Origin of the sequence: Aquimarina sp. Aq78 (genome assembly GCF_900299525.1) — a bacterium.
In the GTDB taxonomy this organism is placed as follows: domain Bacteria; phylum Bacteroidota; class Bacteroidia; order Flavobacteriales; family Flavobacteriaceae; genus Aquimarina.
Map to the genome: position 1 here is coordinate 781,936 of NZ_OMKA01000029.1, position 26,527 is coordinate 808,462.

Annotated in this window: 20 protein-coding genes; 11 read left to right on the top strand and 9 right to left on the bottom strand. The window is 33.7% G+C overall.

Features of this window, described 5'->3' with window-relative positions:
• Positions 1-33: 33 nt before the first annotated feature.
• The 3 genes from DG435_RS22745 to DG435_RS22755 are packed head-to-tail and all read right to left on the bottom strand — an operon-like array spanning position 34 to position 5,174.
• Entirely contained in the window at positions 34-1,584 is a 1,551-nt protein-coding gene (locus DG435_RS22745) for a peptide MFS transporter (RefSeq protein ID WP_106794243.1), read from the bottom strand.
• Positions 1,585-1,593: 9 nt separating this feature from the next.
• A complete protein-coding gene (locus DG435_RS22750) occupies positions 1,594-2,985 on the bottom strand; it encodes a peptide MFS transporter (protein ID WP_106794244.1) in 1,392 nt (463 codons plus the stop codon).
• Positions 2,986-3,002: 17 nt separating this feature from the next.
• On the bottom strand, positions 3,003-5,174 hold the full coding sequence (locus DG435_RS22755) for a S9 family peptidase (protein WP_106794245.1): 2,172 nt from the start codon (positions 5,172-5,174) through the stop codon (positions 3,003-3,005).
• 383 nt (positions 5,175-5,557) lie between these two features.
• Here DG435_RS22755 and DG435_RS22760 point away from each other — a divergent pair, with 383 nt between their 5' ends.
• From DG435_RS22760 to DG435_RS22785, 6 genes are all read left to right on the top strand, one after another.
• A complete protein-coding gene (locus tag DG435_RS22760; RefSeq protein ID WP_106794246.1) occupies positions 5,558-6,874 on the top strand; it encodes a hydroxymethylglutaryl-CoA reductase, degradative in 1,317 nt (438 codons plus the stop codon).
• On the top strand, positions 6,875-7,798 hold the full coding sequence (locus tag DG435_RS22765) for a GYDIA family GHMP kinase (protein ID WP_106794247.1): 924 nt from the start codon (positions 6,875-6,877) through the stop codon (positions 7,796-7,798).
• A gap of 54 nt (positions 7,799-7,852) precedes the next feature.
• Positions 7,853-8,284: a hypothetical protein gene (locus tag DG435_RS22770; protein WP_106794248.1), complete on the top strand. Its 432-nt coding sequence runs from the start codon at positions 7,853-7,855 to the stop codon at positions 8,282-8,284.
• A gap of 299 nt (positions 8,285-8,583) precedes the next feature.
• Positions 8,584-9,243, top strand: a complete 660-nt coding sequence (locus tag DG435_RS22775) for an ArsR family transcriptional regulator (protein WP_106794249.1) — start codon at positions 8,584-8,586, stop codon at positions 9,241-9,243.
• Between the two features lie 11 nt (positions 9,244-9,254).
• Positions 9,255-10,370 carry an MBL fold metallo-hydrolase gene (locus DG435_RS22780; RefSeq protein WP_106794250.1) on the top strand — a complete coding sequence of 372 codons (1,116 nt, stop codon included), beginning with the start codon at positions 9,255-9,257 and terminating at the stop codon, positions 10,368-10,370.
• 31 nt (positions 10,371-10,401) lie between these two features.
• Positions 10,402-11,604 (top strand): MFS transporter, encoded by a 1,203-nt coding sequence (locus tag DG435_RS22785; protein ID WP_106794251.1) that lies wholly within the window; start codon positions 10,402-10,404, stop codon positions 11,602-11,604.
• An 89-nt stretch (positions 11,605-11,693) separates the two neighbouring features.
• On the opposite strand, the gene odhB is transcribed toward DG435_RS22785, so the two are convergent.
• Both odhB and DG435_RS22795 read right to left on the bottom strand, forming a co-directional pair.
• A complete protein-coding gene (gene odhB, locus DG435_RS22790) occupies positions 11,694-12,914 on the bottom strand; it encodes a 2-oxoglutarate dehydrogenase complex dihydrolipoyllysine-residue succinyltransferase (protein WP_106794252.1) in 1,221 nt (406 codons plus the stop codon).
• A 69-nt stretch (positions 12,915-12,983) separates the two neighbouring features.
• A complete protein-coding gene (locus DG435_RS22795) occupies positions 12,984-15,758 on the bottom strand; it encodes a 2-oxoglutarate dehydrogenase E1 component (protein WP_106794253.1) in 2,775 nt (924 codons plus the stop codon).
• Between the two features lie 114 nt (positions 15,759-15,872).
• Between DG435_RS22795 and DG435_RS22800 the strand changes: the two genes are divergently transcribed.
• Positions 15,873-16,397 (top strand): alpha-ketoglutarate decarboxylase, encoded by a 525-nt coding sequence (locus DG435_RS22800; RefSeq protein WP_106794254.1) that lies wholly within the window; start codon positions 15,873-15,875, stop codon positions 16,395-16,397.
• Positions 16,398-16,405: 8 nt separating this feature from the next.
• Here DG435_RS22800 and DG435_RS22805 read toward each other — a convergent pair whose 3' ends face one another.
• The 3 genes from DG435_RS22805 to DG435_RS22815 all read right to left on the bottom strand — a co-directional run bounded on the left by DG435_RS22805 (position 16,406) and on the right by DG435_RS22815 (position 18,420).
• Positions 16,406-17,032: a hypothetical protein gene (locus DG435_RS22805; RefSeq protein WP_106794255.1), complete on the bottom strand. Its 627-nt coding sequence runs from the start codon at positions 17,030-17,032 to the stop codon at positions 16,406-16,408.
• 67 nt (positions 17,033-17,099) lie between these two features.
• Entirely contained in the window at positions 17,100-17,453 is a 354-nt protein-coding gene (locus tag DG435_RS22810) for a hypothetical protein (protein WP_234387158.1), read from the bottom strand.
• On the bottom strand, positions 17,446-18,420 hold the full coding sequence (locus tag DG435_RS22815) for a polyprenyl synthetase family protein (RefSeq protein WP_106794256.1): 975 nt from the start codon (positions 18,418-18,420) through the stop codon (positions 17,446-17,448). Before DG435_RS22815 ends, DG435_RS22810 begins: the two co-directional genes overlap by 8 nt.
• 97 nt (positions 18,421-18,517) lie before the next feature.
• Here DG435_RS22815 and DG435_RS22820 point away from each other — a divergent pair, with 97 nt between their 5' ends.
• From DG435_RS22820 to DG435_RS22835, 4 genes are read left to right on the top strand one after another with little or no spacing between them, the layout of a single operon-like run.
• Positions 18,518-19,204 (top strand): TetR/AcrR family transcriptional regulator, encoded by a 687-nt coding sequence (locus tag DG435_RS22820; protein WP_369872386.1) that lies wholly within the window; start codon positions 18,518-18,520, stop codon positions 19,202-19,204.
• Positions 19,205-19,209: 5 nt separating this feature from the next.
• Positions 19,210-20,571, top strand: coding sequence for a TolC family protein (locus tag DG435_RS22825; protein WP_106794257.1), 1,362 nt, complete (start codon positions 19,210-19,212; stop codon positions 20,569-20,571).
• 7 nt (positions 20,572-20,578) lie between these two features.
• On the top strand, positions 20,579-21,745 hold the full coding sequence (locus DG435_RS22830) for an efflux RND transporter periplasmic adaptor subunit (RefSeq protein WP_106794258.1): 1,167 nt from the start codon (positions 20,579-20,581) through the stop codon (positions 21,743-21,745).
• Positions 21,746-21,751: 6 nt separating this feature from the next.
• Positions 21,752-25,246: an efflux RND transporter permease subunit gene (locus DG435_RS22835; RefSeq protein ID WP_106794259.1), complete on the top strand. Its 3,495-nt coding sequence runs from the start codon at positions 21,752-21,754 to the stop codon at positions 25,244-25,246.
• Between the two features lie 97 nt (positions 25,247-25,343).
• Here DG435_RS22835 and DG435_RS22840 read toward each other — a convergent pair whose 3' ends face one another.
• Positions 25,344-26,501, bottom strand: a complete 1,158-nt coding sequence (locus tag DG435_RS22840) for a hypothetical protein (protein ID WP_108840674.1) — start codon at positions 26,499-26,501, stop codon at positions 25,344-25,346.
• Positions 26,502-26,527: the final 26 nt, after the last annotated feature.

Consider the following 26,527-nt stretch of genomic DNA (forward strand, 5'->3'; position numbering starts at 1 on the left):
GGAAGCAAGTAAAGTTATATATTTTATTACACACTAATGCACTCCATGCATCATTTTCTTCATTTTTGAAGTAATTAAAATTAATATTACTCCAACAGATATCGGAACTATAGTAAAGATCAAAAAGAAAGCTGACATTGAGTAGTTATTAACAATTACATCAATATAACTTCCTACAAAACCAGCTAATTTATTACCAATAGCAATAGCCAGGTACCATAGACCAAACATTATTCCTATTTTTTTTGCTGGTACTAATTTTGAAACATAGGATAATCCTACCGGAGATAAACATAATTCTCCCATAGTATGCAGTAAGTAAGCCACAACCAACCATACTAAACTAACGGATGCAGTTTTTGCTCCTTGAGGAATCGATGCAGAACCCCATGCTAGCATTCCGAACCCTACACCTAATAATATCATTCCTAGTCCAAATTTCACAGTGGCAGAAGGGTTATACTTACTTTCCCATACTTTAGAAAATAAGGGTGCTAGAGTAATGATAAATAATGAGTTCAAAATCAGAAACCAGGATGCAGGAATTTCAGTTGTTTCCTGTGGAAGAATTACAGAAAGTTTCCATAATGCAATTGCCCATACACTTAAGAAGCTTACCCCTAAAACAATATTGGACAATGATATTTTTTTAAACGTTTGTGCAAACAGTTTAAATAAAACCCAGGTGATAACTCCTAAAGGCACAATCGTTATTAATGTATCTACTATTTTAAATATTGATGCAGAACTTCCACTTAATACACGTTGCGTAAAGTTATTTGCAAAAATAGTCATAGATCCACTGGCTTGTTCAAAAGATGCCCAGAAGAATACTACAAAAAATGCTAAGACCCCTACAACAATGTAACGATCTCTTTGTACATGAGCAGGCACTTTTTCTTCAACTTCATCTGGCATATTTTCAATAGCATCTGATAAATCTATTTTTTTGGATGGTTCTACTCCTACATTCTCAAAAATACTTCTACCAAACCAGAATTGTAACATCCCGAGCATCATAAAAATACCCGCTAAACCAAACCCCCAGGCCCAGCTCAAATTCTCACCTAAGAAACCACAAAGTAAAACACCAATAAATCCACCAGAGTTTACACCCATGTAGAAAATGGTAAACGCCCCATCTTTCCTTTCGGGAAACTTATCATAGAGGCCACTAACCATAGATGTAATATTGGGCTTAAATAAGCCACTACCTATGATCAAAAGCCCTACACCTATATACAGTGTAGTCTCTGTTTCTAATGCCATTGCAGCATGCCCTAGCGTCATTATCAGAGCACCTAGTGCAACTGCTTTTTGATATCCTGTAAATTTATCGGCAATCCACCCTCCTATAACGGGGGTTACATAAACTAAAGAAGTATATGTTCCTAAAAGAGCAAGTGCTCTTTCATTAGACCATTCCCAACCTCCATCTGCAAAAGTAGAGGTTAAAAATAACACAAAAATTGCGCGCATTCCGTAGTACGAAAAGCGTTCCCACATTTCTGTGAAGAACAATACATATAATGCGGGTTTATGACCTAATAGACTAAAGTCATTTGAATCGTCTTGAACCGTCATAATATTATTTTATGAGTTATCTGCTAATTCAAAACCTTCAGCTTCTTCATGTAAAGTTCCTTCTCTATCTTCAACACCATGTGTTAGAACTTCTAATTTTTTTCTAAAAAGCATAACGAGTAATCCAAAGATCACACAAAAAACGGCTATTCCTGTAAAGATGGTAAACTCTCCAAGGTTTTCTGCAGATTCTCCTAATAAACCAGCCAGTTTATTTCCGAAACCAGTCATTGCAAAATATACCCCCATCATTAATGCTCCATATTTAACCGGAGCCAATTTTGTAATAAACGACAATGCCACAGGCGATATACATAGTTCTCCAATAGTATGAAACAAATATGCTAATACTAACCAATACATTGCAGAAGATCCATCAGAGTTAAACTCCATAGACGCAGCTGTCATGAAAAAGAATCCAGTTCCCATAATAATAAGTCCGAGAATCATCTTAAATAAAGAACTCGAAACTTTTCCTTTTAGTTTTCTATTCGCCCAGTACCAAGCTATAGTAGTTCCTAAGAAAATTATAAACATGGCATTTAGAGATTGAAACCATGAAGCAGGAACTTCCCACCCCATTAGCATTCTATTTGTTTTTTCTTTGGCGTAGATATTCATTAATCCTCCTGCTTGCTCAAAAGCTCCCCAAAAAACGATCACTAAAAGAAATGAAATAAACAAGACAACAATCCTATCTTTTTCGATCTTAGTTAATGGTTTTTTCATTGCTTCTTTATCTTCTTCTTTTTCAGAAGCTCCTAAAAAGTTACCTACTCCCGCAAGGTACTTTTGACCTAATAGGTATTGTAATAACCCCAATGCCATTCCTATTCCTGCAAGACCAAAACCGTAATGCCATCCATGTACTTCTCCTACATACCCTACTATTAAACTTGATAAAAATGCACCAACATTAATTCCGATATAAAAAATAGTAAATCCTTTATCTCTTCGTATATCTCCTTGTTTATACAAACCTCCTACCATAGTCGAAATATTAGGTTTTAGCATTCCTACTCCTGCTATGATTAAGCCAAGACCAGAATACCATGCCCACATTTCTTCAACAGCCAAAATACTGTGTCCGGCAACCAATAAAATCCCTCCGACTAAAACTGATTTTTTTTGTCCCAGAAATTTATCTGCAATCCACCCACCAGGAATTGATGCTACATAAACCAACATCGTATACCATCCATACAGTGCTAAAGCTTCTCCAGATGACCAGCCTAAACCTGCATTTTCATCCACGGTTTTAGCTGTTAGATATAACACAAAAATTGCTCTCATACCATAGTATGAAAAGCGTTCCCACATTTCTGTAAAAAATAAAATGTATAATCCCACCGGATGCCCAAAAAGCTCTTTCTGATGAGCTGCTTTAACTGTATTTGCCATTATGTTTGTTTAATTAATTATAAGTTGTTTTTAATGAAGTTAGTCATCTTATTGAATAAATGTAATCTAGTATTACCACCGTAAATTCCATGGTTTTTATCGGGATAAATTGCCCAATCAAAATCTTTATTTGCTTGTATCAATGCTTCAACCAATTGCATTGTATTTTGAACATGTACATTATCATCTGCACTACCATGTACTAATAAGAATTTTCCTTTTAATCCATTAACAAAATTAATAGGCGAATTATCATCATATCCTTTTGCATTCTCTTGAGGAGTCATCAAATATCGTTCCGTATAAATGGTATCATAAAATCTCCAACTTGTAACCGGAGCCACAGCAATTGCCATTTTAAAAGTATCCGGAGCTTTAAACAAACAATTACTAGACATAAAACCTCCGTAACTCCATCCCCAGATCCCAATTCGGGATGCATCTATATACTCTAAAGCTCCAAAATGCTTTGCAGCAGCAATCTGATCCAGAACCTCTAGATTTCCTAGATCATTTTGAGTAGCTTTCTTAAACTTGGAGCCTTTTAAGCCAGTTCCTTTACCATCAACACAAACAATAATATATCCTTGTTGCGCCAACATCATATACCAATAATCATTTGCTCTATGCCAGGAATTCTTTACCGATTGAGATCCTGGTCCAGAATACTGATACATAAACAATGGATATTTTTTCTTTGGATCAAAATCTTTGGGCTTGATCATCCAGGTATTTAATTGTTCTCCATTAACTTCTATCGTAGAAAACTCCTTTGGTCTTACATCGTATTTTGCCAGTTTCTCTAGTAGCCCTTTGTTATTCTTGATTTCACGAACAACTTTTCCTGTCTTGCCATCATTTAGCGAATATTCATAAGGAGTAGTCGCATTAGAAAAGTAATTAATATATAAACTAAAATCTGCACTAAAGTCTGCGTCATTAGTTCCATCTTTTTGACTTAATCGCTTTTTATCTTTTCCATCCAAAGTAACACTATAAATATCCCTATTGATACTTCCGTTCTCTACACTTTGATAGTATATCGTTTTATTCTTTTTATTATAACCGTAATAACTAGTTACTTCCCAAGGTCCTTTGGTAACTTGATTTACCAATGCACCAGTTGCTGCATGATGATATATATGATTATATCCATCTTTTTCGCTAGTCCATATAAAGCTATTGTCTTCTAAGAATGTAAGATTATCTGTAATATCTATATAAGCATCATCTTTTTCATTAAGTACGACTTTTGCAGCTTTGGTCTTAGCGTCTACAAAAATTAAATCCAGATTATTTTGATGCCTGTTCATTACCTGTACGCTCAAAATATCTGGATTTGCTGTCCATTTTATTCTAGGGATATAAAAATCTTTATAATCACCTAGTTTAATTTGATCTAATGCCATTGCACTAATATCTGCTACATACAGGGAGACTTTTGCGTTCTTCTCTCCCGCTTTAGGGTATTTAAAAACCTCTTGTTTTTGATATAAATCTTTACCATAAACATCCATAGAAAACTCAGGCACTTCTCTTTCATCAAATCGTAAAAACGCAATTTTGTTACTATCCGCACTCCAATCAAAGGCTCTAACAAACGAAAACTCTTCTTCATACACCCAATCTGTAATTCCGTTGATTATTTCATTTTTCTTACCATCATCTGTTAATTGCACCTCCTGCCCGGTCACAAAATTTAGCATATAAATATTATTATCCAGAATGTATGCTATCTTATTTCCATCTGGCGATAACATAGGAGATTGTATTTTTTTATCACTGACTTTAAAAATGCCTTTAGAAGGAACATCATAAACATGATAAATCCCTTTGGAAGAACGACGATATATCTGCTCTAGCTCACTAGAAAGTAAAACTCTATTTTCATCTTTACTAAAAGAATACCCTTGAAACGTAGATAGGTCATCAATAGAAGCAGTACTTATTAAGGTTCTTACTTTTTCACCAGTTTCATATGAATAGACCTCAATATTAATTGCCCCAGAAACTGCATCCTTTTCTATAACTGAATATTCTGTCCCATTCTTCATAGAATGCAATGATTGCAACCCTTCTGTTCTGAAAGTTCCTCCCCAGATTTCCTGCAAAGTAAAAGCTTTGTCTTGTGCTGATGCTACAAGACCTATAAAAATTGTAATCGTAAAAAACAATTTTGTAATTTTCATATGATGTAATTTTAAAAATTGTTGACGCCAAGAATACTCAAAAATCCGTGAAAAATACAACAATTGCTGTTAAATACAATAAAATCATAAAATCATACGTGTTTTTTTTATCATATTATCAATAACATCTTGAGTTTTGCCTGCTAATTTCATTATTTGCAAACAATTACATTTACGCAATTACTAATCAACACAAGGATCATAAAACAATCATTTACACCTGTTTATTGTCTCAAACATTAATCTTAAAAAATTTCTATTTCTCAATTTCATATCCAAATCAACATATCTAGAGTAATGCTTTTGATATATCAAAAATCATTTAGCTATGTGTATGACAAAACAGAATAGTATATTTGAAGCCACTAATAACAACAAACATAATGGCACCTGTAGTTTCTGGGTTTTCTAAACTCTCTAAAGCTGATAAAATCAAATGGTTAGCAAAACACCATTTTAATGATGATCAAAATACAGTAGACACTTTAGTAACCTATTGGAATTCTGATGAGGGACTTCAACAGCTTCATGATGAATTCACCGAAAACACTATTTCTAATTATTACCTACCTTTTTCGGTAGCACCAAATTTTCTTATTAATGATAAGCGTTATACGCTACCTATGACCATCGAAGAAAGTTCTGTGGTTGCTGCAGCAAGTAAAGCTGCTAAATTTTGGCAAACACGTGGTGGTTTTAAGGCCGAAGTGTTGTCAACTATAAAAGTTGGACAGATACATTTTACATATGTCGGAAATTCTGAAAAACTGCAACAATTTTTCTCTATAGTTAAATCCAAGCTATTAACATCTACATCCCATATAACTAAGAATATGGAAAAACGAGGTGGTGGAGTAATTGATATAGAAATTCGTGACAAAACAACAGAAATTGATAACTATTACCAATTGCATTGCACTTTTGAGACTGTTGATGCTATGGGAGCTAATTTTATTAACTCCTGCCTGGAACAGTTTGCAAAAACAATGATTACAGAAGCAAAAGAATATCAAAGTTTTTCTACTACCGAAAAAGATATTGAGATTATTATGAGTATTCTCTCCAATTATGTTCCGCAGTGTTTGGTAAAAGCTTCTGTATCTTGCGATATAAAAGATTTACCCAGCACTCCATCGCTTTCTTCTCTACAATATGCCAAAAAATTTGTGAGAGCAGTACGCATTGCCGAAGTTGAACCTTACCGTGCAGTAACACACAACAAAGGAATCATGAATGGTATCGATGCAGTAGTATTAGCTACAGGGAATGATTTTAGAGCAATCGAAGCAGGAGCACATGCTTATGCATCAAGAAATGGAAAATATACCAGTCTTACTCACGCCGAAATACAAAATGATGTTTTCACTTTCTCTATTAAATTACCTCTTGCACTAGGTACTGTTGGTGGTTTAACTTCACTTCACCCTTTGGTAAAATTGGCATTGCAACTTCTCGAAAAACCTAATGCCAAAAAATTAATGGAAATAACAGCTGTAGCAGGGCTTGCTCAAAATTTTGCAGCCATAAATTCATTGATTACAACAGGAATCCAACAGGGGCACATGAAAATGCACCTGATGAATATCCTTAATCAATTTAAAGCCACAGAAGACGAAAAAAAACAGCTTATAAAATATTTTGAAACAAATGCTGTTACCCATAATGAAGTAGTAACACAGATTGAAAAACTAAGGGCTTAAATGAAAAAATCCTTTTATAGTCATGGTAAATTATTGCTTACAGCCGAATATTTGGTATTGGATGGAGCATGCGCTTTAGCTATACCAACAAAAAAAGGACAATGGTTATTAATTGAAGAAAGTGATGTTCCTCAAATTATATGGAAAAGCTTTGATGAAGAGGGAAACTGTTGGTTTGAGACTAGTTTAATCTTAGAAGGTAATACCTTTAAGTCTACTCAGGATAATATTAAAGAAAATAACATCTCTACTATTCTTATTGATATTCTTACTGCCGCAAAAGAATTAAATCCTAATTTTCTTTCCCCTGGAAAAGGATATCGTATCGAAAGCAGATTAGAGTTTCATAGACAGTGGGGACTTGGATCTTCTTCTACATTAATTAACAACATTGCACAGTGGGCAAAAGTAGATGCATTTGCTTTACTTGAAAAAAGCTTTGGAGGTAGTGGATATGATATTGCATGTGCACAACATGACTCTCCTATTTTATACAAACGTAATGAAGGTAACCCTACAGTAAAAACTGCTAGTTTTGACCCTCCTTTTAAAGAAAATATTTTTTTTGTCTACCTAAATCAAAAGCAGGATAGTAAAGCTTCTATTAAACACTATCAGGCATTACCTTTAAAAGATTTTGATAATGCCGAAGTAGCAATAAATAAAATTACTTCTAAAATATTGGACTGTTCTACTCTAGACGAGTTTAAGACACTAATAAATTTACACGAAGAAATTATTTCTAAAATTATTAAAACTCCCACTGTAAAGTCTACCTTATTTCCTGATTATCCTGGTAGTATTAAAAGTCTTGGGGGTTGGGGTGGAGATTTTGTTTTGGTTACCGGAAATTCTTCAGAAATGGAATACTTTAAGAAAAAAGTATACGATACTATACTTCCCTATGATGAAATGATTTTATAACAGTAGTTGAAATACACACACCTCTATGTTGTGTGTAATTTAAAAAATTAACAATTGAAAAAAACATTCTACATATTAATCATAATTATTTCTCTTTCAAGCTGTTCATCTGAACCCTGTAAAATTGATTTTGAAAAGAACTCTGATTTATATGAGCAGGCTCTGAATGAAATTCATAATTTGAATTTAAATATGAATAGCAATGAACCATACTATAGGCCTATTTTATCATTAACTGAATCAAATAATAAAATTAGCACTAATATTTTTGGAGAGATTGAGTTTATAGAATGTCACGAAGACGGAACAATAATTTTTCAAGCTCCAGATTGTGATAGTCAATCTGATTTTCGAAATGTAATTTATTTTTTAGCATATTCAACCAAGGGAAAATCACATCTTGAAAAGAAAAGAAATATTGGAAATTTAAAAAACATAAAAAAGAATTGGTTTTTAGGGAAACACATTAAAACATTAGCAAATTAAAAACTCCACACAACAGTTCGCATGCCTATTTGCAACCTTTACTTTAAGATGTTAACAACACCATGCAAGAAGCTATCTATAAACATATCAAAAGCTGCTAAACTCCTAAATCAATAAAATTGAATATACCTTCATTAAATATCAATATAATTATCTCTTAACTGACTTACACACCAGCAAAAAACATAAATTAATCTCTCTTTTTTATCGAGTTACAATCAGCTGATTATCAAAAAAATGTGTTAAAAAATTATTTATATTCAATTATTCAATATATTTGTTGAATAATTGAATGAATAATGAATAAGCAAGAATTTAAAAACAGTATTTACCAAGAGATTGCTAATGTTGCAAAAGCTCTAGCTAATCCCTATAGACTTCGGATCCTTAATCTTATATCTCAAGATGATTACTCTGTAGAGCAAATTGCAGATGAGATAGGAGTATCAATCGCCAACGCATCACAACATCTACAAGTACTTAAAAAGGTGAAACTTCTTAAAACCACAAAGAATGGGCATTATGTAATTTATTCCTTATCCAACAAAAATGTGTATACTCTTTGGAATTCTCTACAGAGCTTTAGCCTACAAAACAGTCTCGAAATACAAGCAACTCTGCAAAACTTTAAACAAGAGAAATTCGCAGCAGTATCCTCTATCAACATTGATGAAATAGTAGCAAATAATAATTTTGATGACTTATACTTTTTAGATGTTAGGCCTGAAAAAGAATTTAAAAAAGAAGCTATCGCAAATGCGAAATCTATACCCATAGAATTGCTCAAAGATAATATAACCCGGTTACCCAAAAACCAACAAATAATAGTCTATTGCAGAGGCCCCTTATGTGTTTTTGCAGATGAAGCAGTTCAATATCTACAAGAAAACGGCTATGATGCAATTCGTCTTCAGGAAGAAGTCTTAGAGTGGAAACAAAAAGGGTTACCTGTTAACTAAAAAAAAATACGATGAACTTAAAAAACACAAAAACGATCAAAGTAGCAGACCTCAGAATTTTATTAGAAAACAAGGTTCCTATTCAAATTTTAGATGTAAGACCAAAAGAAGAACGGGAAGAGTGGAAAATTCCTGAGAGTGATTTTGTAGATGCCTATACTCAACTAAAAGCAGGGGAAAAAAATCTATTTTCAGATATTAATTTTTCCAAAAATATCCCAGTTGTAACCGTTTGTAGCGCAGGAAAAACTAGTTTAATAGCCGCAGAACAACTTCAAGAGAGAGGAATAAAAGCATATTCTTTAGAAGGCGGAATGCGTGAATGGACAACCGCATGGAATACAGCACAAACAAAAGACAGCAAAGAAACAGCAATCATTCAAATTCGTAGAACAGGAAAAGGTTGCCTATCCTATATCCTAGAAAATAATGGAGAAGCAATTATCATTGATGCCTCTATAGATGCTAAGGTTTATACCAATATCGCTGAACAAAATAATTGGAAAATAAAATATGTTATAGATACTCATATCCATGCAGACCATTTTTCGAGAGGAAAACATTTAGCAGAGAAATCCAATGCTATTTTACTACTTCCCGATCAAAATATAGTAACGTATAAATTCGAGCCAATTACAGATGGTACTATTCTTAATTTTGGCAATGCCAAACTAGAAGCAATTCATACACCCGGACATACACATGAAAGTTATTCTTACTTGGTAAATAATGAATCCCTATTCTCTGGAGACACATTATTTACTACAGGTGTCGGAAGACCAGACTTAAAAGCTACAAAAGAAATCGCAAAGCGAAAGGCCAGTTTACTATATCAATCATTACAAATATTAGTTACACTTCAAAACTCACTTATTGTTTACCCTGGTCATATTAGTCACCCTGTTTCATTTGATAATAACATGGTATGTAGTAGTCTCGAAGACATAAATAACAATGTGAATGTATTACAACTTAATGAAGAAGATTTTATTGATAGCCTACTGCAAAAAATTCCTGAAACTCCGCCAAATTATGAAGAAATCGTAAAGCTAAATATAAAAGGAAGTGTAAAAGGAGCAGATTTAATTGAACTGGAAGCAGGTGCAAATCGTTGTGCCATTTCTTAATCTTCTTTTTCAACAAGTTAATTATAATCAAATGGAAGAAAAAAACATACAACTAGGACTGAAAGAAAACTGGAGGCAATTTACACTTTTGTTGATTGTAAATGCCTTTGTTGGAGGAATGGTAGGATTAGAACGTACTATACTTCCAAAACTAGCAGAAGAAGAATTCTCAATTATCGCCACCTCTACAGTATTATCATTTATAATTGTTTTTGGAGCTGTAAAAGCCTTTACCAATTATTTTACAGGAGTATTAGCAAATAGTATAGGACGTAAAAATCTATTAATTATTGGGTGGTTAATAGCTATTCCTATTCCGTTTATTTTAATCCATGCTCAACATTGGAACTGGATTATTTTTGCCAACGTATTGTTAGGAGTTAATCAAGGATTAACCTGGTCTAGTACCGTAGTAATGAAAATCGACTTAGTAGGAGAAAAACACCGTGGATTAGCCATGGGGCTTAATGAGTCTTTTGGATATTTTTCTATTGCTCTTGTTGCATTTACTACAGGATGGATCGCTTCTGAATATGGTTTACGCCCGTATCCATTTTATCAGGGTATTGGTTTTGTTGTATTGGGTTTATTGATTAGCATTTTTTTTATAAAAGATACCGCAAAACACGTTGCAGCAGAAACAAAAATAAATGACATAAAACCTCTTAAAAACATTTTTTGGGGCACTACATGGAAAGACAATAATTTAGGATCTATCTCACAAGCAGGATTTATTAACAACCTAAACGATGGCATGATCTGGGGAGTACTTCCAATTATCCTGGCCAGTAGAGATTTTGGCTTAAAAAACATCGCAATCATTGTAGCTATATATCCCGCTATATGGGGTATCGGACAATTAGTAACTGGAAAATTATCTGATCACTACAACAAAAAAATAATGTTATTTATAGGGATGGCGTTACAAGGCATAGCATTAATTTTGATGTTTTGGGCATCATCTTTTATTCAATTCCTTATACTTTCGTCGATCTTAGGAGCGGGAACTGCCATTGTATACCCAACCTTTTTATCTGCCATCGCAAGTTTTACACACCCCAGTCAAAGAGCTCAAAGTATAGGAGTTTTTAGATTATGGAGAGATTTAGGTTACGCTTTTGGTGCATTATTGACAATTATTATGGCTCAATTTTTTGAAGTAGATATTACAATAATTGCAATAGGAGTATTAACTATAGTATCATCAATCATTATCAAAATAAGGATGACATAACTTACAGATTTCTATTTTAAATTTCCAAAAACAAAAGCGCCTCAACTATATAGCTGAGGCGCTTTTGTTTTATACTAAAAAATGCTTTATTATAACTCTAAAGCTTTAGTCACATTATTATCCATTAGTAATTCTTCTGGGTTCTCTAATGCTTCTTTTACCGCTACAAGGAATCCTACAGATTCTTTACCATCTATAATTCTATGATCATAAGATAATGCCACATACATGATAGGTGCTACTACAATTTGTCCATCTCTTACAATTGGACGCTCTACAATATTATGCATCCCTAAGATAGCACTCTGTGGAGGATTAATAATTGGTGTAGATAACATACTACCAAAAACTCCACCATTAGTAATAGTAAAAGTTCCTCCTGTCATTTCATCAACAGTAATCTGACCATCACGTGCTCGAATTGCTAATCGTTTCACTTCTGATTCTACTCCTCTGAAACTTAGATTTTCTGCATTACGAATCACAGGTACCATTAGCCCTTTAGGGCCAGAAACCGCAATACTAATATCCTGAAAATCAAAAGAAATCATTTCTTTACCATCGATCATCGAGTTTACAGATGGGTACATTTTTAATGCTCGTACACATGCAAGAGTAAAGAAAGACATGAATCCTAAACTTACTCCATGTTTACTTTTAAATGTTTCTTTATACTGACTACGAAGGTTAAAAATAGGTTGCATATCTACTTCGTTAAACGTGGTTAGCATAGCTGTTTCATTTTTAACTGAAACCAAACGTTCTGCTACTTTACGACGAAGCATTGATAATTTATGACGCGACTCTCCCCTACTTCCTAGTCCAGGAGTTCCCAATGCTGGTTTTGCATCTAATGCATCAGCTTTAGTAATACGCCCGTCTCTGCCTGTTCCTTTTACCTGACTAGCATCTATACCTTTCTCGGTAAGTACTTTTTTAGCTGCAGGAGAAGCGGTTCCTGTAGCATATGTTTCTGTCTTAGCAGGAGCTGCAGGAGTTTCTTCTTTTTTCTCCTCTACTTTTGGAGTTTCTTTAGCAGGAGTTGATTTAGCAGTACTACCTTCGGGTTTGGCCGCTTCTGTATCAATAAGACACACTACTTGACCTACTGCTACCGCATCACCTTCTTCTGCCATAAGTGTGATAACTCCACTTACCTCAGCGGGTAATTCTAAGGTTGCTTTATCACTGTCTACTTCGGCAATTGCCTGATCTTTTTCGACATAATCACCAGTCTCAACAAGCCATTGAGCTATTTCTACTTCTGTAATAGATTCTCCCGGTGATGGGACTTTCATTTCTAAAGCCATAATTCTGAATTTATCCTTTGTATAATTTCCTTCGGAAATTTTTAACTATACTTACTTATTTACTAAATTTTATCTTCTTTGATTATTCTTTGTTTTATCAAATACGTAATCAATTACTTGTTGATGTCTTCTTTTAGATCTGGTTGCACTCCCAGCTGCAGGAGCTCCATATGATCTTCTACTTGCAAATCTAAATGTTTTTGCTTCATCATAATTCATTAACATATGACTTAACGCTCCCATATTGCGTGGTTCTTCTTGTGCCCAAACCACTTCATCTGCTTTATATTTTTTAATCATAGCATCCATTTCTGCGGCTGGTAAAGGGAATAATTGCTCTATTCTTACCAAAGCAACATCTTTCCTTCCTAGTTTTTCTTTTTCCTCTAATAAATCATAATAGAATTTACCAGTACAAAAAACCAGTGTTTTTACAGCTGTCGCTTTTGCATCGGGGTCATCTAATACCGTATGAAACTTTCCATCAGCAAATTCATCTACAGAAGAATGTACTTTAGGGTGACGTAACAAACTCTTTGGTGTAAATACAATTAAAGGTTTACGGTATTTTGCTTTCATTTGCCTACGTAACAAATGAAACAAATTAGCAGGTGTTGTTACATCTGCTACAAACATATTATCTTTTGCACAAAGTTGAAGATATCGCTCCATACGAGCCGAAGAGTGTTCTGCTCCTTGTCCTTCATAACCATGTGGTAACAACATCACCAAACCATTTTGTAACTTCCACTTATCTTCTGCAGAAGAAATATACTGATCCAGCATAATCTGTGCACCATTACTAAAATCTCCAAATTGTGCTTCCCAAATAGTTAATGTTTTTGGACTTGCCATCGCATACCCATAATCAAATCCTACTACTCCATATTCTGACAATAATGAATTATAGATATAAAAATCTGACTGATCTCCTTTTAGATTATTTAGTAGTACTACTTCTTCTTCACTATCTTCTACTTTGATAACAGCATGTCTATGCGAGAACGTTCCTCGTTCTACATCTTGCCCGCTCATTCTAACATCATATCCTTCTTTTAACAAAGAACCATAAGCTAATAGCTCTCCCATCGCCCAGTCTAATTGGTCTGTATCAAAGAATCTTTTATGTCGGTCATTTACTATTTTCTCTATTTTACGAAGAAATTTTTTATCCGAAGGAAGCCTGGTAATAACTTCTGCTATTTCGGTAAGTTTATCTTTTGGATAAGAAGTATCAACTACTTCCATCATTTTATCTTCTTGTACTCTTTCAAAACCAGCCCATTCATCCTGCATAAATGGAGTTATCGCAGTTTTTTCCAGCTTACGAGAATCCTCTAATTCTTCTTCAAGAGATGCTTTATACTCTTTTTCAAGTTTTGCAACATGCTCTTTATCTATAATACCTTCAGAAATCAGTTTTTCTGCATAAATATCTCTCGGGTTATTGTGTTTGGCAATAGCCTTATACAACTTAGGCTGGGTAAAGCGTGGTTCATCTCCTTCATTATGTCCATATTTACGATATCCAAGTAAATCTATAAATACATCACGACCAAAGTTCATTCTAAAATCTAATGCAAAATTAGTTGCATGAACTACTGCTTCTGCATCATCTGCATTTACATGTAAAACAGGAGATAAGGTAACTTTGCCAACATCAGTACAATATGTCGATGAACGTGCATCCAGATAGTTGGTGGTAAACCCAATTTGATTATTTACTATTATATGTATAGTTCCTCCGGTTTTATATCCATCTAGCTGAGCCATTTGAACAATCTCATAAACTAGTCCTTGTCCGGCTATAGCCGCATCTCCATGAACTACTATTGGTAATACCTGAGAAATATCTTCTTTATAATGTGTATCTTGTTTTGCTCTGGTTATTCCTTCTACCACGGCACCTACCGTTTCTAAATGTGATGGATTTGGAGCAATATTCATATTAATTGCTTTTCCAGAATCCGATTCTCGTTTAGAAGTCCAACCCAGATGATATTTTACATCTCCATCAAATACTGCTTCTTCATAGTCTTTCCCATCAAATTCGCTAAAGATATCTTTTGGGCTTTTTCCAAAAATATTTGTAAGTGTACTTAAACGACCACGGTGTGCCATACCCATTACAAATTCTTTTACTCCTAAATTGGCAGCCTTTTCTACCAATGCATCAAGGGCAGGAATAAGAGATTCTCCTCCTTCGAGAGAGAATCGTTTTTGCCCAACATATTTAGTATGTAAAAAGCTTTCGAATGAAACTGCTTGATTTAATTTCCTAAGGATATGTTTCTTTTGCTCTACAGAGAATTTAGTTCTATTGGTATTAAAATTAACCCTAGCTTGTATCCATTCTCGTTCTTCGGGGTCACGAATATACATATATTCGATACCAACAGAATCACAGTATATTTGTTCTAGAAGAACAATAATATTACTTAGCGTACTGGGTCCTATCCCAATAATTTCTCCCGCATTAAAAACCGTATTAAGATCACCTTGACTTAATCCAAAATTTTCTAAAGCTAATGTTGGGATATATTTTCTTCGCTCTCTTACAGGGTTTGTTTTGGTAAACAAATGCCCTCGAGTTCTATATCCATCTATTAATCGAACTACCTGAAATTCTTTTTGAACATTTTGGGGGATGGCAACAGTTTCACCTGGTGCTTGATCAACATACATAGTCTCTCCTGAACTATTAGCGCTTTCTAACCCAAAATCAAACCCTTGAAAAAATGCCCTCCAACTGGGTTCTACACTATCAGGGCTCTGTAAATATTGATCGTATAAATCTGCAAAAAATGCGGTATTAGCCGCATTCAAAAATGAATATTTATCCATATGTAAGTATTCAACTGTCTTTTAAATAATAAAACGCCACAAAAATACAATAATTACGGTATATTAGGTATCGAATTATTTATATTTATCTTATAATTTTTCATAAAATTAACAATGAAAGTAAATGTTCATCAAAATATTAAAATCGTTGTCTTAGTTCTTTCAATTCTATTTTCCTTACAAAAAAGTTATTCTCAAAACAATGATTTTTGGTCCAACGTTAGTTTTGGAGGCAATCTGGGAATCGGTGTTGGTAATGATACTTTTAGTGGAGTAATCGAACCATCAGCGTTGTATAATTTTAATGAACAATTTGCTGCAGGAATAGGAATTAGTTTTGGATATATCGAATCCAATAATTTTACTGCAACCAATTATGGAGGAAGTTTACTCGCTTTTTATAGCCCAATACGAGAAATTCGTCTCTCTCTTGAGTTTCAGGAAATGGGAGTTTCGAGAACTCTTGAAATTGAAAACACAGTAGATCTCAAAGAAGAGTATTGGTACCCGTCATTATTTATTGGTGCAGGTTATCGCATAGGCAATGTTAGTGTTGGAATTCGTTATGATCTCCTTTATGATATGGATAAAAGTATATACGGAAATGCCTATGTTCCATTCGTAGGTGTATTTTTCTAAAGATTGTCTTACCACAAATAAAAAATACAACCATATGGCTTTCCACCATATTTCACGAGTTTTTTTTCTGCTTTACGAAGTATTCTATATTTATAACGTAGATCTTCAATATCTGTAGTGCAATCTACTTTTTTAAAACTAAGTGTATTAAAAAAATCTTGATCCCACTCTGATTGTTTTTTCATATCCTGTCTTTCATGACACGTTACAATACGATTTTGGCTTAAAAATGATCGATTCTCGGTAACATCTAACACTTTTTCCATCGAAAAAGAGGCTTCTCTTTCACTCTCGGTATAACGAGTATTAGCTCTAATAATCTCGGTAAAGGTTGTATATAACCGTAGCGTATCATTTTCTATATAGTAATATTCTAAACTATTATCCCAGTTTTGTTTATAGATATGTTTTATCAATTTTAATTGATCATTTTTATAATAATAATAAATATTCCCAGAGAAATATTCTGAACAATTATACCTTTTAGATACTTGTTTAATCAAAGTATCCCTTTCTTTTTTACTAACTTCTTTCAAAAACTCTTCATAAGAAGCGTTCATTTTATCTTGAGAAATCTCCTGGCCATAGTTAAAGGTTAAGACAAAAAACAAAAAAACACTACTATATAACTTCATATATTTAAAATTTCCTGTTATCCAATATTCTATTTTACATCTAGATAATTTTTTGATAATTATGACCTCATCCTCTGTTTCTGTACCAAACTTTTTGCCACTCTCGCTTTAGAATCAAATATGTAGCATATTCAGCCATATCAACACTATCTTCAGAATCCAGGTTTCTTATTTCAGCTTCAGAGACATCTACGGCATACAATAAATTAAGATACTCATTAAAAGCATTCTGCAATTTTTCAATAAGCAAGTACACTACTTCAGAAAACAAATTCTCAGGAGCCTTACTTTTGATATCATAATCAATCCCTGCACGATTCAAGTCTTTTTGTAACTGCATCAGGAATTGAGGGTACAGATCAGAATTAGAGACCTCATCCATTAATTGCTTTGCAGTAATAAGACTATATTTACTAGACACTTCGATTCATTAATTTTTCTCCAAACGATTTCAATATCGCTTTTTTATCTTCTGCAATAGAGAGATTTTCTAAAACTAAAAATGCTTTATTGGTATATTTCTCAATCTCTAATCGTGTTTTATCTTTTGCTCCAGTGGTCTCGAAAAGATGTTTTATGATATCTATTTTTTGAGATGGATCATCTGGGCTAAGAGAAAATAATTCTCTTAATTGTTTTTGCTCATCTTCACTTGCAAACTCCAAAGCTTTTAGATATAAAATAGTTTTCTTATTCTCGATGATATCTCCTCCTACTTGTTTACCAAAGGTTTTTGGATCACCAAAAGCATCTAAATAATCATCCTGAAGTTGAAATGCTAATCCCAATAATCTTCCAAAATCATATATTGAAGACCTACAATCTTCTGGAGCATTCGCTACAACAGCTCCCATTCTCATTGCCGCACCAACTAAAACCGCCGTCTTATATTCGATCATTTTGATATATTCGGGAATAGTTACATCATCTCTGGTTTCAAAATCAATATCATATTGTTGTCCTTCACATACCTCTATCGCTGTCTTCGTGAATAGTTTGGCCAACTCCCTAAAAGTGTTTCCTTCATAATTTTCAAATAATTGATACGCATTAATCAACATCGCATCTCCAGAAAGAATTCCAGTATTTATATCCCATTTCTCATGAACAGTTTCCTTGCCTCGTCTAAGAGGAGCATCATCCATGATATCATCATGAATTAATGAAAAATTATGAAAAACTTCTATTGCTAATGCCGCATCTAGAGCCTTTTTATAGGATCCTCCAAAAATTTCGGAAGTCATTAATACCAAAATCGGTCGTAATCGTTTACCACCAAGATTAAGAATATAAGATATAGGTTCGTAAAGATTCTTGGGTTCTTTAGTTATCGTTTTTTTAGATAGATATTCTAAAAAATACCTCTGATAATCAGAAATTGTGTGCACAGTATTTTTTTATGCTAAAGTAATTGAAACTTTTTAAAAAACTGATGCTAATTACAATCACATATCTAAAACATTTTATTAATCAAAATTTGACATAATGTTAAAAATTTGTGAAACCCAGGAAACTTTTATTGTTTTTAAAGTTTCCGGATGTACATTTGGCCAAAAAATAAGAATCCCTTTAATGAAAGACAAAATAATAGAAAAAGCTAATGACATGTTTTTGAATTTGGGTTTTAAGAGTGTCACAATGGATGATCTTGCTACAGAGATGGGTATTTCTAAGAAGACGATTTATACTCATTTTCAAAATAAAACCGAATTAGTAAAAGCTACCACAGATCATTTGTTTTGTATTATATCTAATGGAATAGACACTATTGTAGATCAAAAAAATGGGCCTATCGAAGAGTTATATGCAATCAAAGCCTTTGTGATGCATCATCTGAAAAATGAAAAAACTGCTCCACAATATCAACTTCAAAAATACTACCCAAAGATATACAAGACTCTTAAAGCTAAACAATTCGAGGTTATGCAAGAGTGTGTTATTGAAAACTTGGATAGAGGAATAAAAAAGGAGGTTTTTAGAAAAAATATAGACATCCAATTTATTTCAAGAATATATTTTAATGGAATGATCGGAATTAAGGATCAGGAAATGTTTCCGATGCAAAAATTTCCTATAACTCAGCTTATGGCAGATTATCTGGAATATCATGTTAGGGGCATTGCAACAGAAAAAGGATTAACAATTTTAAACAATCTACTAATAAAAGAGTAATATCTATGAGAAACAACCTTTGGTTAATCTGTCTGGGTTGGTTATTTACAACCACAATATTAGCCCAACAGCCACCAGCAAATTCTTCATATTCCTTTACACTAGATGAGGCGATAGAATTCGCATTAGAAAACAGTTATCAATCTATTAATGCAAGACGCGATGTAGCAAAAGCACTTAAAAGAAAATGGGAAACCACAGCAGATGGTCTTCCTCAAATTAATGCATCGATTGATTATCAAAATCAATTAAAACAACCTGTTTCGCTATTACCAGGAGAAGTTACTGGCGGAGATCCGGGAACTTTTGTCCCTGTAGTTTTTGGAACAAAACAGCAAGCATCGGCAACAGCAACTCTAAGTCAACTTATTTTTGACGGATCATATTTGGTTGGTTTACAAGCTGCAAAGAGTTTTTTACAATATAACAATGATGTTGAAGAAAAGACCCAACTCGAAGTACGTAAAGGTGTTATCAACGCTTATGGAAGCGTACTTGTCGCTCAGGAAAGTGTTGAGATCCTTAAAAATAATGTTTCTACTCTAGAGAAAAATTACCTGGAAACAAAAAAGATTTTTGAGAATGGTCTGGCAGAAGAAGAAGATGTAGAACAACTACAAATTACTTTATTACAGATTACAAATCAGCTTAGTAACGCAGAACGGTTAGAAAAAATCGCCATGCAAATGTTTAACTTAACTCTTGGAGTACCTGTCGATTCGAATATCGTACTTTCTGATGACCTGGATGGTCTTGCTTTGAAAAATATGGATCAGTCTGTTATCGCCAAACCATTTAACATAGAAAATAATATAGATTACAGATTAGCACATCTTCTTACCGAACAAACGCGGTTGGAGTTAAAACTAGAAAAAAGTAGGGCACTCCCCTCTCTGTCTGCTTTTGTTAATTACGGTACACAAGCTAATAGCAATTCTTTTACCTTTTTAGACAGTGATCAACGTTGGTTTCAATCATCTATTTTAGGAGCAAGTCTTAATATTCCAATTTTCAGTTCTTTAAAAAGAAGTGCCCGAACACAACAAGCCAAAATAGCTGATGAACAATCAAGAACCGATTTCTTAAGAATTCAACGAGAGATACAACTTAAGTATGACACTGCCATAAGTGATTACAAATTTTCGATAGAAAGTTATAATACCTCGAAGCAAAACCTCACACTTGCAGAGCGAATTGAGAAAAAAAATCAGATTAAATATACAGAAGGTCTTGCCTCTAGTTTTGAATTAAGACAAGCGCAATTACAATTATACTCTTCTCAGAATGAAGTATTGAATACTATGCTTAACATCATCAACAAAAAGGCAGAACTAGAAACGATTTTAAATACACCAAATAATAATTAACCATATTATGAAAAAGATACTTACCATATTATCTATATCACTTCTTATCATTTCATGTGGACAAAATGATACAAAGTCTATCGATAAAATTATAGAAGACGGTAACCTACAAGCAATACGTGCCAAAAGAACCGAAATAGCAGCCAAACAACAAGCCGTTGCTGATCAATTAAAACAATTAGATGAAGCAATAGCCTCTTTGGATTCTGTAAAAAAACTTCCTTTGGTAACCACAATTACGGCAAAAGATACGCTATTTAATCATTACCTGGAGTTACAAGGAAATGTAGAAACTAAGAAAAATTTAGTTCTATATCCTGAGATGAGTGGGATCCTGACCAGAGTTTATGTTAAAGAAGGGCAAAAAGTATCCAAAGGTCAATTACTTGCCAGAATTGATGATGGTGGATTAGGTCAGCAATTGTCGCAAGTAGAAGTACAAGCACAATTAGCTAAAACCACTTTTGATCGTCAAAAAAGACTTTGGGAACAAAAAATTGGTTCAGAAATTCAATATCTCGAAGCTAAAACAAATTTTGAAGCACAGCAAAATGTAGTAAATCAGATCAAACGCCAATTAGCCAAAACAACTGTAAATGCACCGTTTTCTGGAATTATTGATGATGTGATTACAGAACAAGGAAGTGTAGTTTCTCCAGGGCAAACAGCACTGATACGTATAGTTAACTTGGATGATATGTATATTGAAACCGAAGTGCCAGAACGTTACATCCCAAGTGTTACTATGGGTAAGAATGTAGAAGTATATTTCCCGGTTCTCGGAAAAACAATTAACACAAAAATTCGTCAAGTAGGAAATTATATCAATCCAAACAATCGCTCTTTTATGGTAGAAGTTGGTATTCCTTCAAATGGAGGAACTGTAAAACCTAACCTTACGGCCAAGGTGAAAATCAATGATTATACTAATAAAAAAGCGATCCTTATACCACAAAGTATTATTTCTGAAAATGCAGAAGGAGATCAATATACCTATGTTACCTCTGGAAAAGATGGTCAGAATATAGCTGAAGCCAGAAGAGTAATTGTAAAAACAGGGAAGACACAAGGAGACCTTATAGAGATCACAGAAGGTATTAATAATGGAGATGCTATTATTAGTGAAGGTGCAAGAAGTGTAAAAGATGGTCAGAAAGTTAAAATTTTAAACTAACAATCTATGGAAGTTAACAAGAAAAAGGTAGATAAGGAATTTAAGTTATCGTCTTGGGCGATAAATAATCCAACTACTATTTATGTAATGATTGGCATATTCTTGGTTTTGGGACTTTCTGCATATTTCTCTATGCCCAGAGAAAATTTTCCTGAAATCAATGAAACCAAAATTTACATTAGTGTTCCTTATCCAGGAAATACTGCAGAAGACATTGAACGTTTAATTGTAGATCCATTAGAAGATAAGTTAAAAAGTGTAAGTAACGTAATAGAGATTCTATCGACTTCGCAAGAAGATTATGCTATTATAACTGTAGAATTTGACGAAAAACTCTCTGTGCCTGCTGCTAAGCAAAAAGTAAAAGACGAAGTAGATTCTGAGACAGCAAATGAAGACTGGCCTACTTTTAATGGCGCTAAAGTAGAACCTAATGTTTTTGATTTGAGTATTTCTGAGGAAACTCCAATCATGAATATTAATATTTCGGGAGACTATCCGGTAGGTAAACTAAAAGAATTTGCAGAATATCTTGAAGACGAAATAGGAGATCTTAAAGAAATCAAAAAAGCAGATATTCGAGGTGCTCAAGAAAAAGAAGTAGAAGTTGCTGTAGACATCTACAAAATGATGGCTGCCAAAGTGAGTTTTGACGATGTAATTAATACTATTCGTAATGGAAACATGACTATGTCTGCAGGAAACATGATTGCTAGTGGGCAAAGGCGTACAATACGAATACTGGGAGAAATTGATCGTCCTTCTCAATTAGACGACTTTGTGGTAAAATCTCAGAACGGAGCTGTGTACCTTAGAGATATTGCTAAAGTAAGTTTTAAAGAAGAAGATAAAACTACCTACGCAAGAGAATTTGGTCATAATGTAGTGATGCTAGATGTAAAGAAACGTTCTGGAGAAAACATGATCGAAGCTGTAGAAAAAATAAATGGAATTCTTGACGAAGCTAAAGAAAATGTGTTCCCAAAGGATTTAGAGATTACAGTAGCAAATGATCAATCTGAAAAAACTGAAAACCAAGTAAGTGACCTGGTTAATAATATCATTTTTGGTATCATTCTGGTCGTTGGAGTTCTGATGTTCTTTTTAGGCTTTAGAAATGCATTATTCGTTGGGTTTGCAATACCAATGTCTATGTTTATGTCTTTTATGATTCTCTCTGCTCTGGGATATACGATGAACACAATGATTCTTTTTGCATTAATCATGGGATTAGGAATGTTGGTAGATAATGGTATTGTAGTAGTAGAGAATGTGTATCGTTTGATGGAAGAAGAAGGGATGTCTCGAATAGAAGCTGCCAAAAAAGGTATAGGAGAGATCGCATTTCCGATAATCATTTCAACTTTGACTACAGTAGCAGCATTCGTTCCTTTAGGAATGTGGCCTGGTGTGATGGGGCAGTTTATGATCTATTTCCCGATTACATTATCGGTGGTATTAGGATCCTCTCTGTTCGTCGCAATATTCATTAACTCTATGCTGGTTTCACAATTTATGGAAGTTGGCGAAAAAGTATTGACCGTAAAACAATTGATTCGATTAAGCATCATTTTAGGAGGTATCGGGATTTTTATACTAATATTTGGAGGAGCCGTAAGTGGATTAGGTAGTCTTATGATATTTACTGCTGTTATGTTTTGGGTATATAAATATGTACTAAAAGGTGCTGCCAATTTTTTCCAAAAAAGAATCCTTGCTTGGCTTGAAAATAAATACCAACGCTTTTTAAGCTATGCTTTAAAAGGTTGGAGAGCGTATGGATTTACCTTTGGGACATTTATTTTACTATTTGTGGTGTTTGCCATGTTTGGTGGTTCTATAGGAAGTCAGCGTACCAAAGTAGAGTTTTTCCCGGATAACAAGCCAAATCAAATTGTGGTTTATGTAGAATATTCTCAAGGAACGGATATAGATAAAACTAATGCTATCACTAAAGAAATTGAGCAACGTGTTTATGCTGTCATCAATGAATCAGAATATTTAGAAGGTGAGAATCATAATTTTCTTGTAGAATCTGCGGTCTCTCAAGTGGGAGAAGGTGCAGGAAACCCTCAGACCGATGGGGGAAGTAATGCCGAAATGCCTCATAAAGCAAAGATTACGGCTACAATGAGAGAATTTAAATATAGAAAAGGAAAAGATTCTGAAGTGTTACGTCAAAAAGTACAAGAATCTTTAAAAGGAATTTATCCTGGTGTAGCTATCTCTGTCGAGAAAGACCCTGTAGGTCCTCCTGCCGGATATCCTATCAATATTGAAATCGAAGGTCCCGATTATGATGAGTTGATTACTATTGCAGAACAGATGCGTAATTTTATTAATGAAAAAAACATCCCCGGTATCGAGGAATTAAAAATTGACGTTAATAAAGGTAAGCCTGCAATGCAAGTTGTTGTTGATCGTGAAAAAGCAGGAGGATTAGGAGTTTCTGCCGGTCAGGTAGGGAATCAACTACGTCGTTCTATTTTTGGCGAAAAAGCAGGTGTATACAAAAAAGAAGGTGAAGATTATGACATCTATGTTCGATTTAATGAAGATAACCGATACAATACCAGTGCACTCTTTAATCAAAATATCACTTTTAGAGATCCTTCAGGGAAACTAAAAGAAATACCTGTTTCTACCGTAGCTTCACAAAAAAACACTTCTTCATTTAGTGCTGTAAAACATAAAGACACTAAGAGAGTAGTAACGGTATATTCTGGTTTACAACCAGGGTTCACTGATGCAGGAGCAATTGTATCTCAGATTCAAACCGAGATGGCTAGTTTTATAACGTTACCCAGAGGAGTGAAGATTGATTATACAGGTCAGATAGAAGAACAAGGTAAACAGATGGCTTTCTTAATGGGAGCATTTTTCTCTGGATTAGGACTTATTATGTTGATTCTTATATTTCAATTTAGTTCTATTTCTAAACCTACCATTATTATGATTGCTATTTTCTTGAGTTTTATTGGAGTGTTTGGAGGTATATTAGTTACGGGAGCTTCTTTTGTGATTATGATGACAATGATGGGTATTATCTCATTGGCAGGGATTGTTGTAAACAATGGGGTAGTTCTGCTCGATTATACGCAGTTACTGATAGATCGTAAAAAAGTAGAACATAATGTAATGGAGAAAGAGCTACTACCTAATGACGAGGTAATGAAAATTATTATTAGAGGTGGTAAAGCGCGTTTACGACCAGTATTATTAACAGCAATTACTACTGTATTAGGATTAATACCACTAGCTATCGGATTCAATTTAGATTTCTTCTCCTTATTCAGTACCGGAGATCCCAAAATATATCTAGGTGGTGATAATGTAATTTTCTGGGGGCCCTTAGCCTGGACAGTTATATATGGATTGATTATAGCTACATTCTTAACTTTAATTATTGTACCCTGTTTATTCTTTATTGTACATCGTATAAAGGTTAGATTTGGTAAAAAGAAAATTGGAGTGGTACCCGTAGTTACTGCAACGGTATAACATTTTATAAAATTGATTACAAAAAAAACGTCACGGTATACCGTGACGTTTTTTGTTTAGTTCTTATACTTCTAAATATTGCGTTATATAAATTCTATTATTTAACGATTTTTGAAGTAATGTTTAGTTTTGCGGATTCCAATAAATCATCAATTCCTTTATTATATTTTATACTGGGATAAAATACCGCAGTTGTTTTATACGTCCCCTCTGGGTAATCTCTAGAGTTTACTGTTACTGATACATCTCTACTTTCACCGGGTATTAATCCTCCTGAAGGTAAAGTTCTACGAGTTGTAATCACTTTGGTAGGGGTTATAGGTTCTTGATTTTCATAAGTGGTGGCTTTTTCATATTCGAGCACATGATTCCCTTGATTAATCCATTTTGTAACTGTAAATGTTTCTGAATTTCCTTCTGTTGCATCTGGGGTTGTAATAGATACTGTTTCTATTTTAACAGGGTTTATTACATCAACAATTACTGTAGTAGTTCTAAATTTATCATTATTCTTATCCTTAACTGCTAATATAAAATCCTTAGGATATTTAAAATCAATACTTGCATTTCCTTCAGGATATTCTGCATCCATATCTACAGGTGCTACAGAAGAATCCTGAGTATAAAAAAGTTTTGTCCCATCATAGGTAATAGTAGGTATTAGCTTTGTAAAATCTGTTCCCAGAGGTACAAAAAGGTATATCTTATCTCTTCCCGTATCTTCAATAGTTCTTGAAATCGTGATGTCATTTGGCAAACTTGGGTTTTTATTTTTTTCGAACATAAAGCCCGTTATCTTTAAAGTTTCGGGTATAATAGGATCTTCTTTTACAATACTAATATTATAATGAAGTAGTTCTTCTTTGTCGCCAATGGCAGCTCTAATGGTATATACATTTATTTTTTGATTTTCATAAGACAGTCCAACCTCATTACCGGGAGAAATACTAAACTTACTCAGGTTGAGTTCTGCTGATGTTATGGATGCACTTACATTATCTAAAGAGGTTGTACTAGATACGGTAATTTTAATATCTCCGTATTTTACTTCTTTATTTTCTACAATCTCTGGATCAACAATATTTATTTCTTTGTATTGTATCCCAAATAATGGAAAATCTTTAAGCCTTCCTTCTTTTATGGTAATCTCTGGTGTTAGAATAGTAGAATCATCATCGCTAGAATTACAACTAATCATGAAAAATACGGAGAAAATAACACTTCCAATATTTGATAATTTTATAATATGTCTCATTGCTTGTTTTTTAAATTTATCAAGCA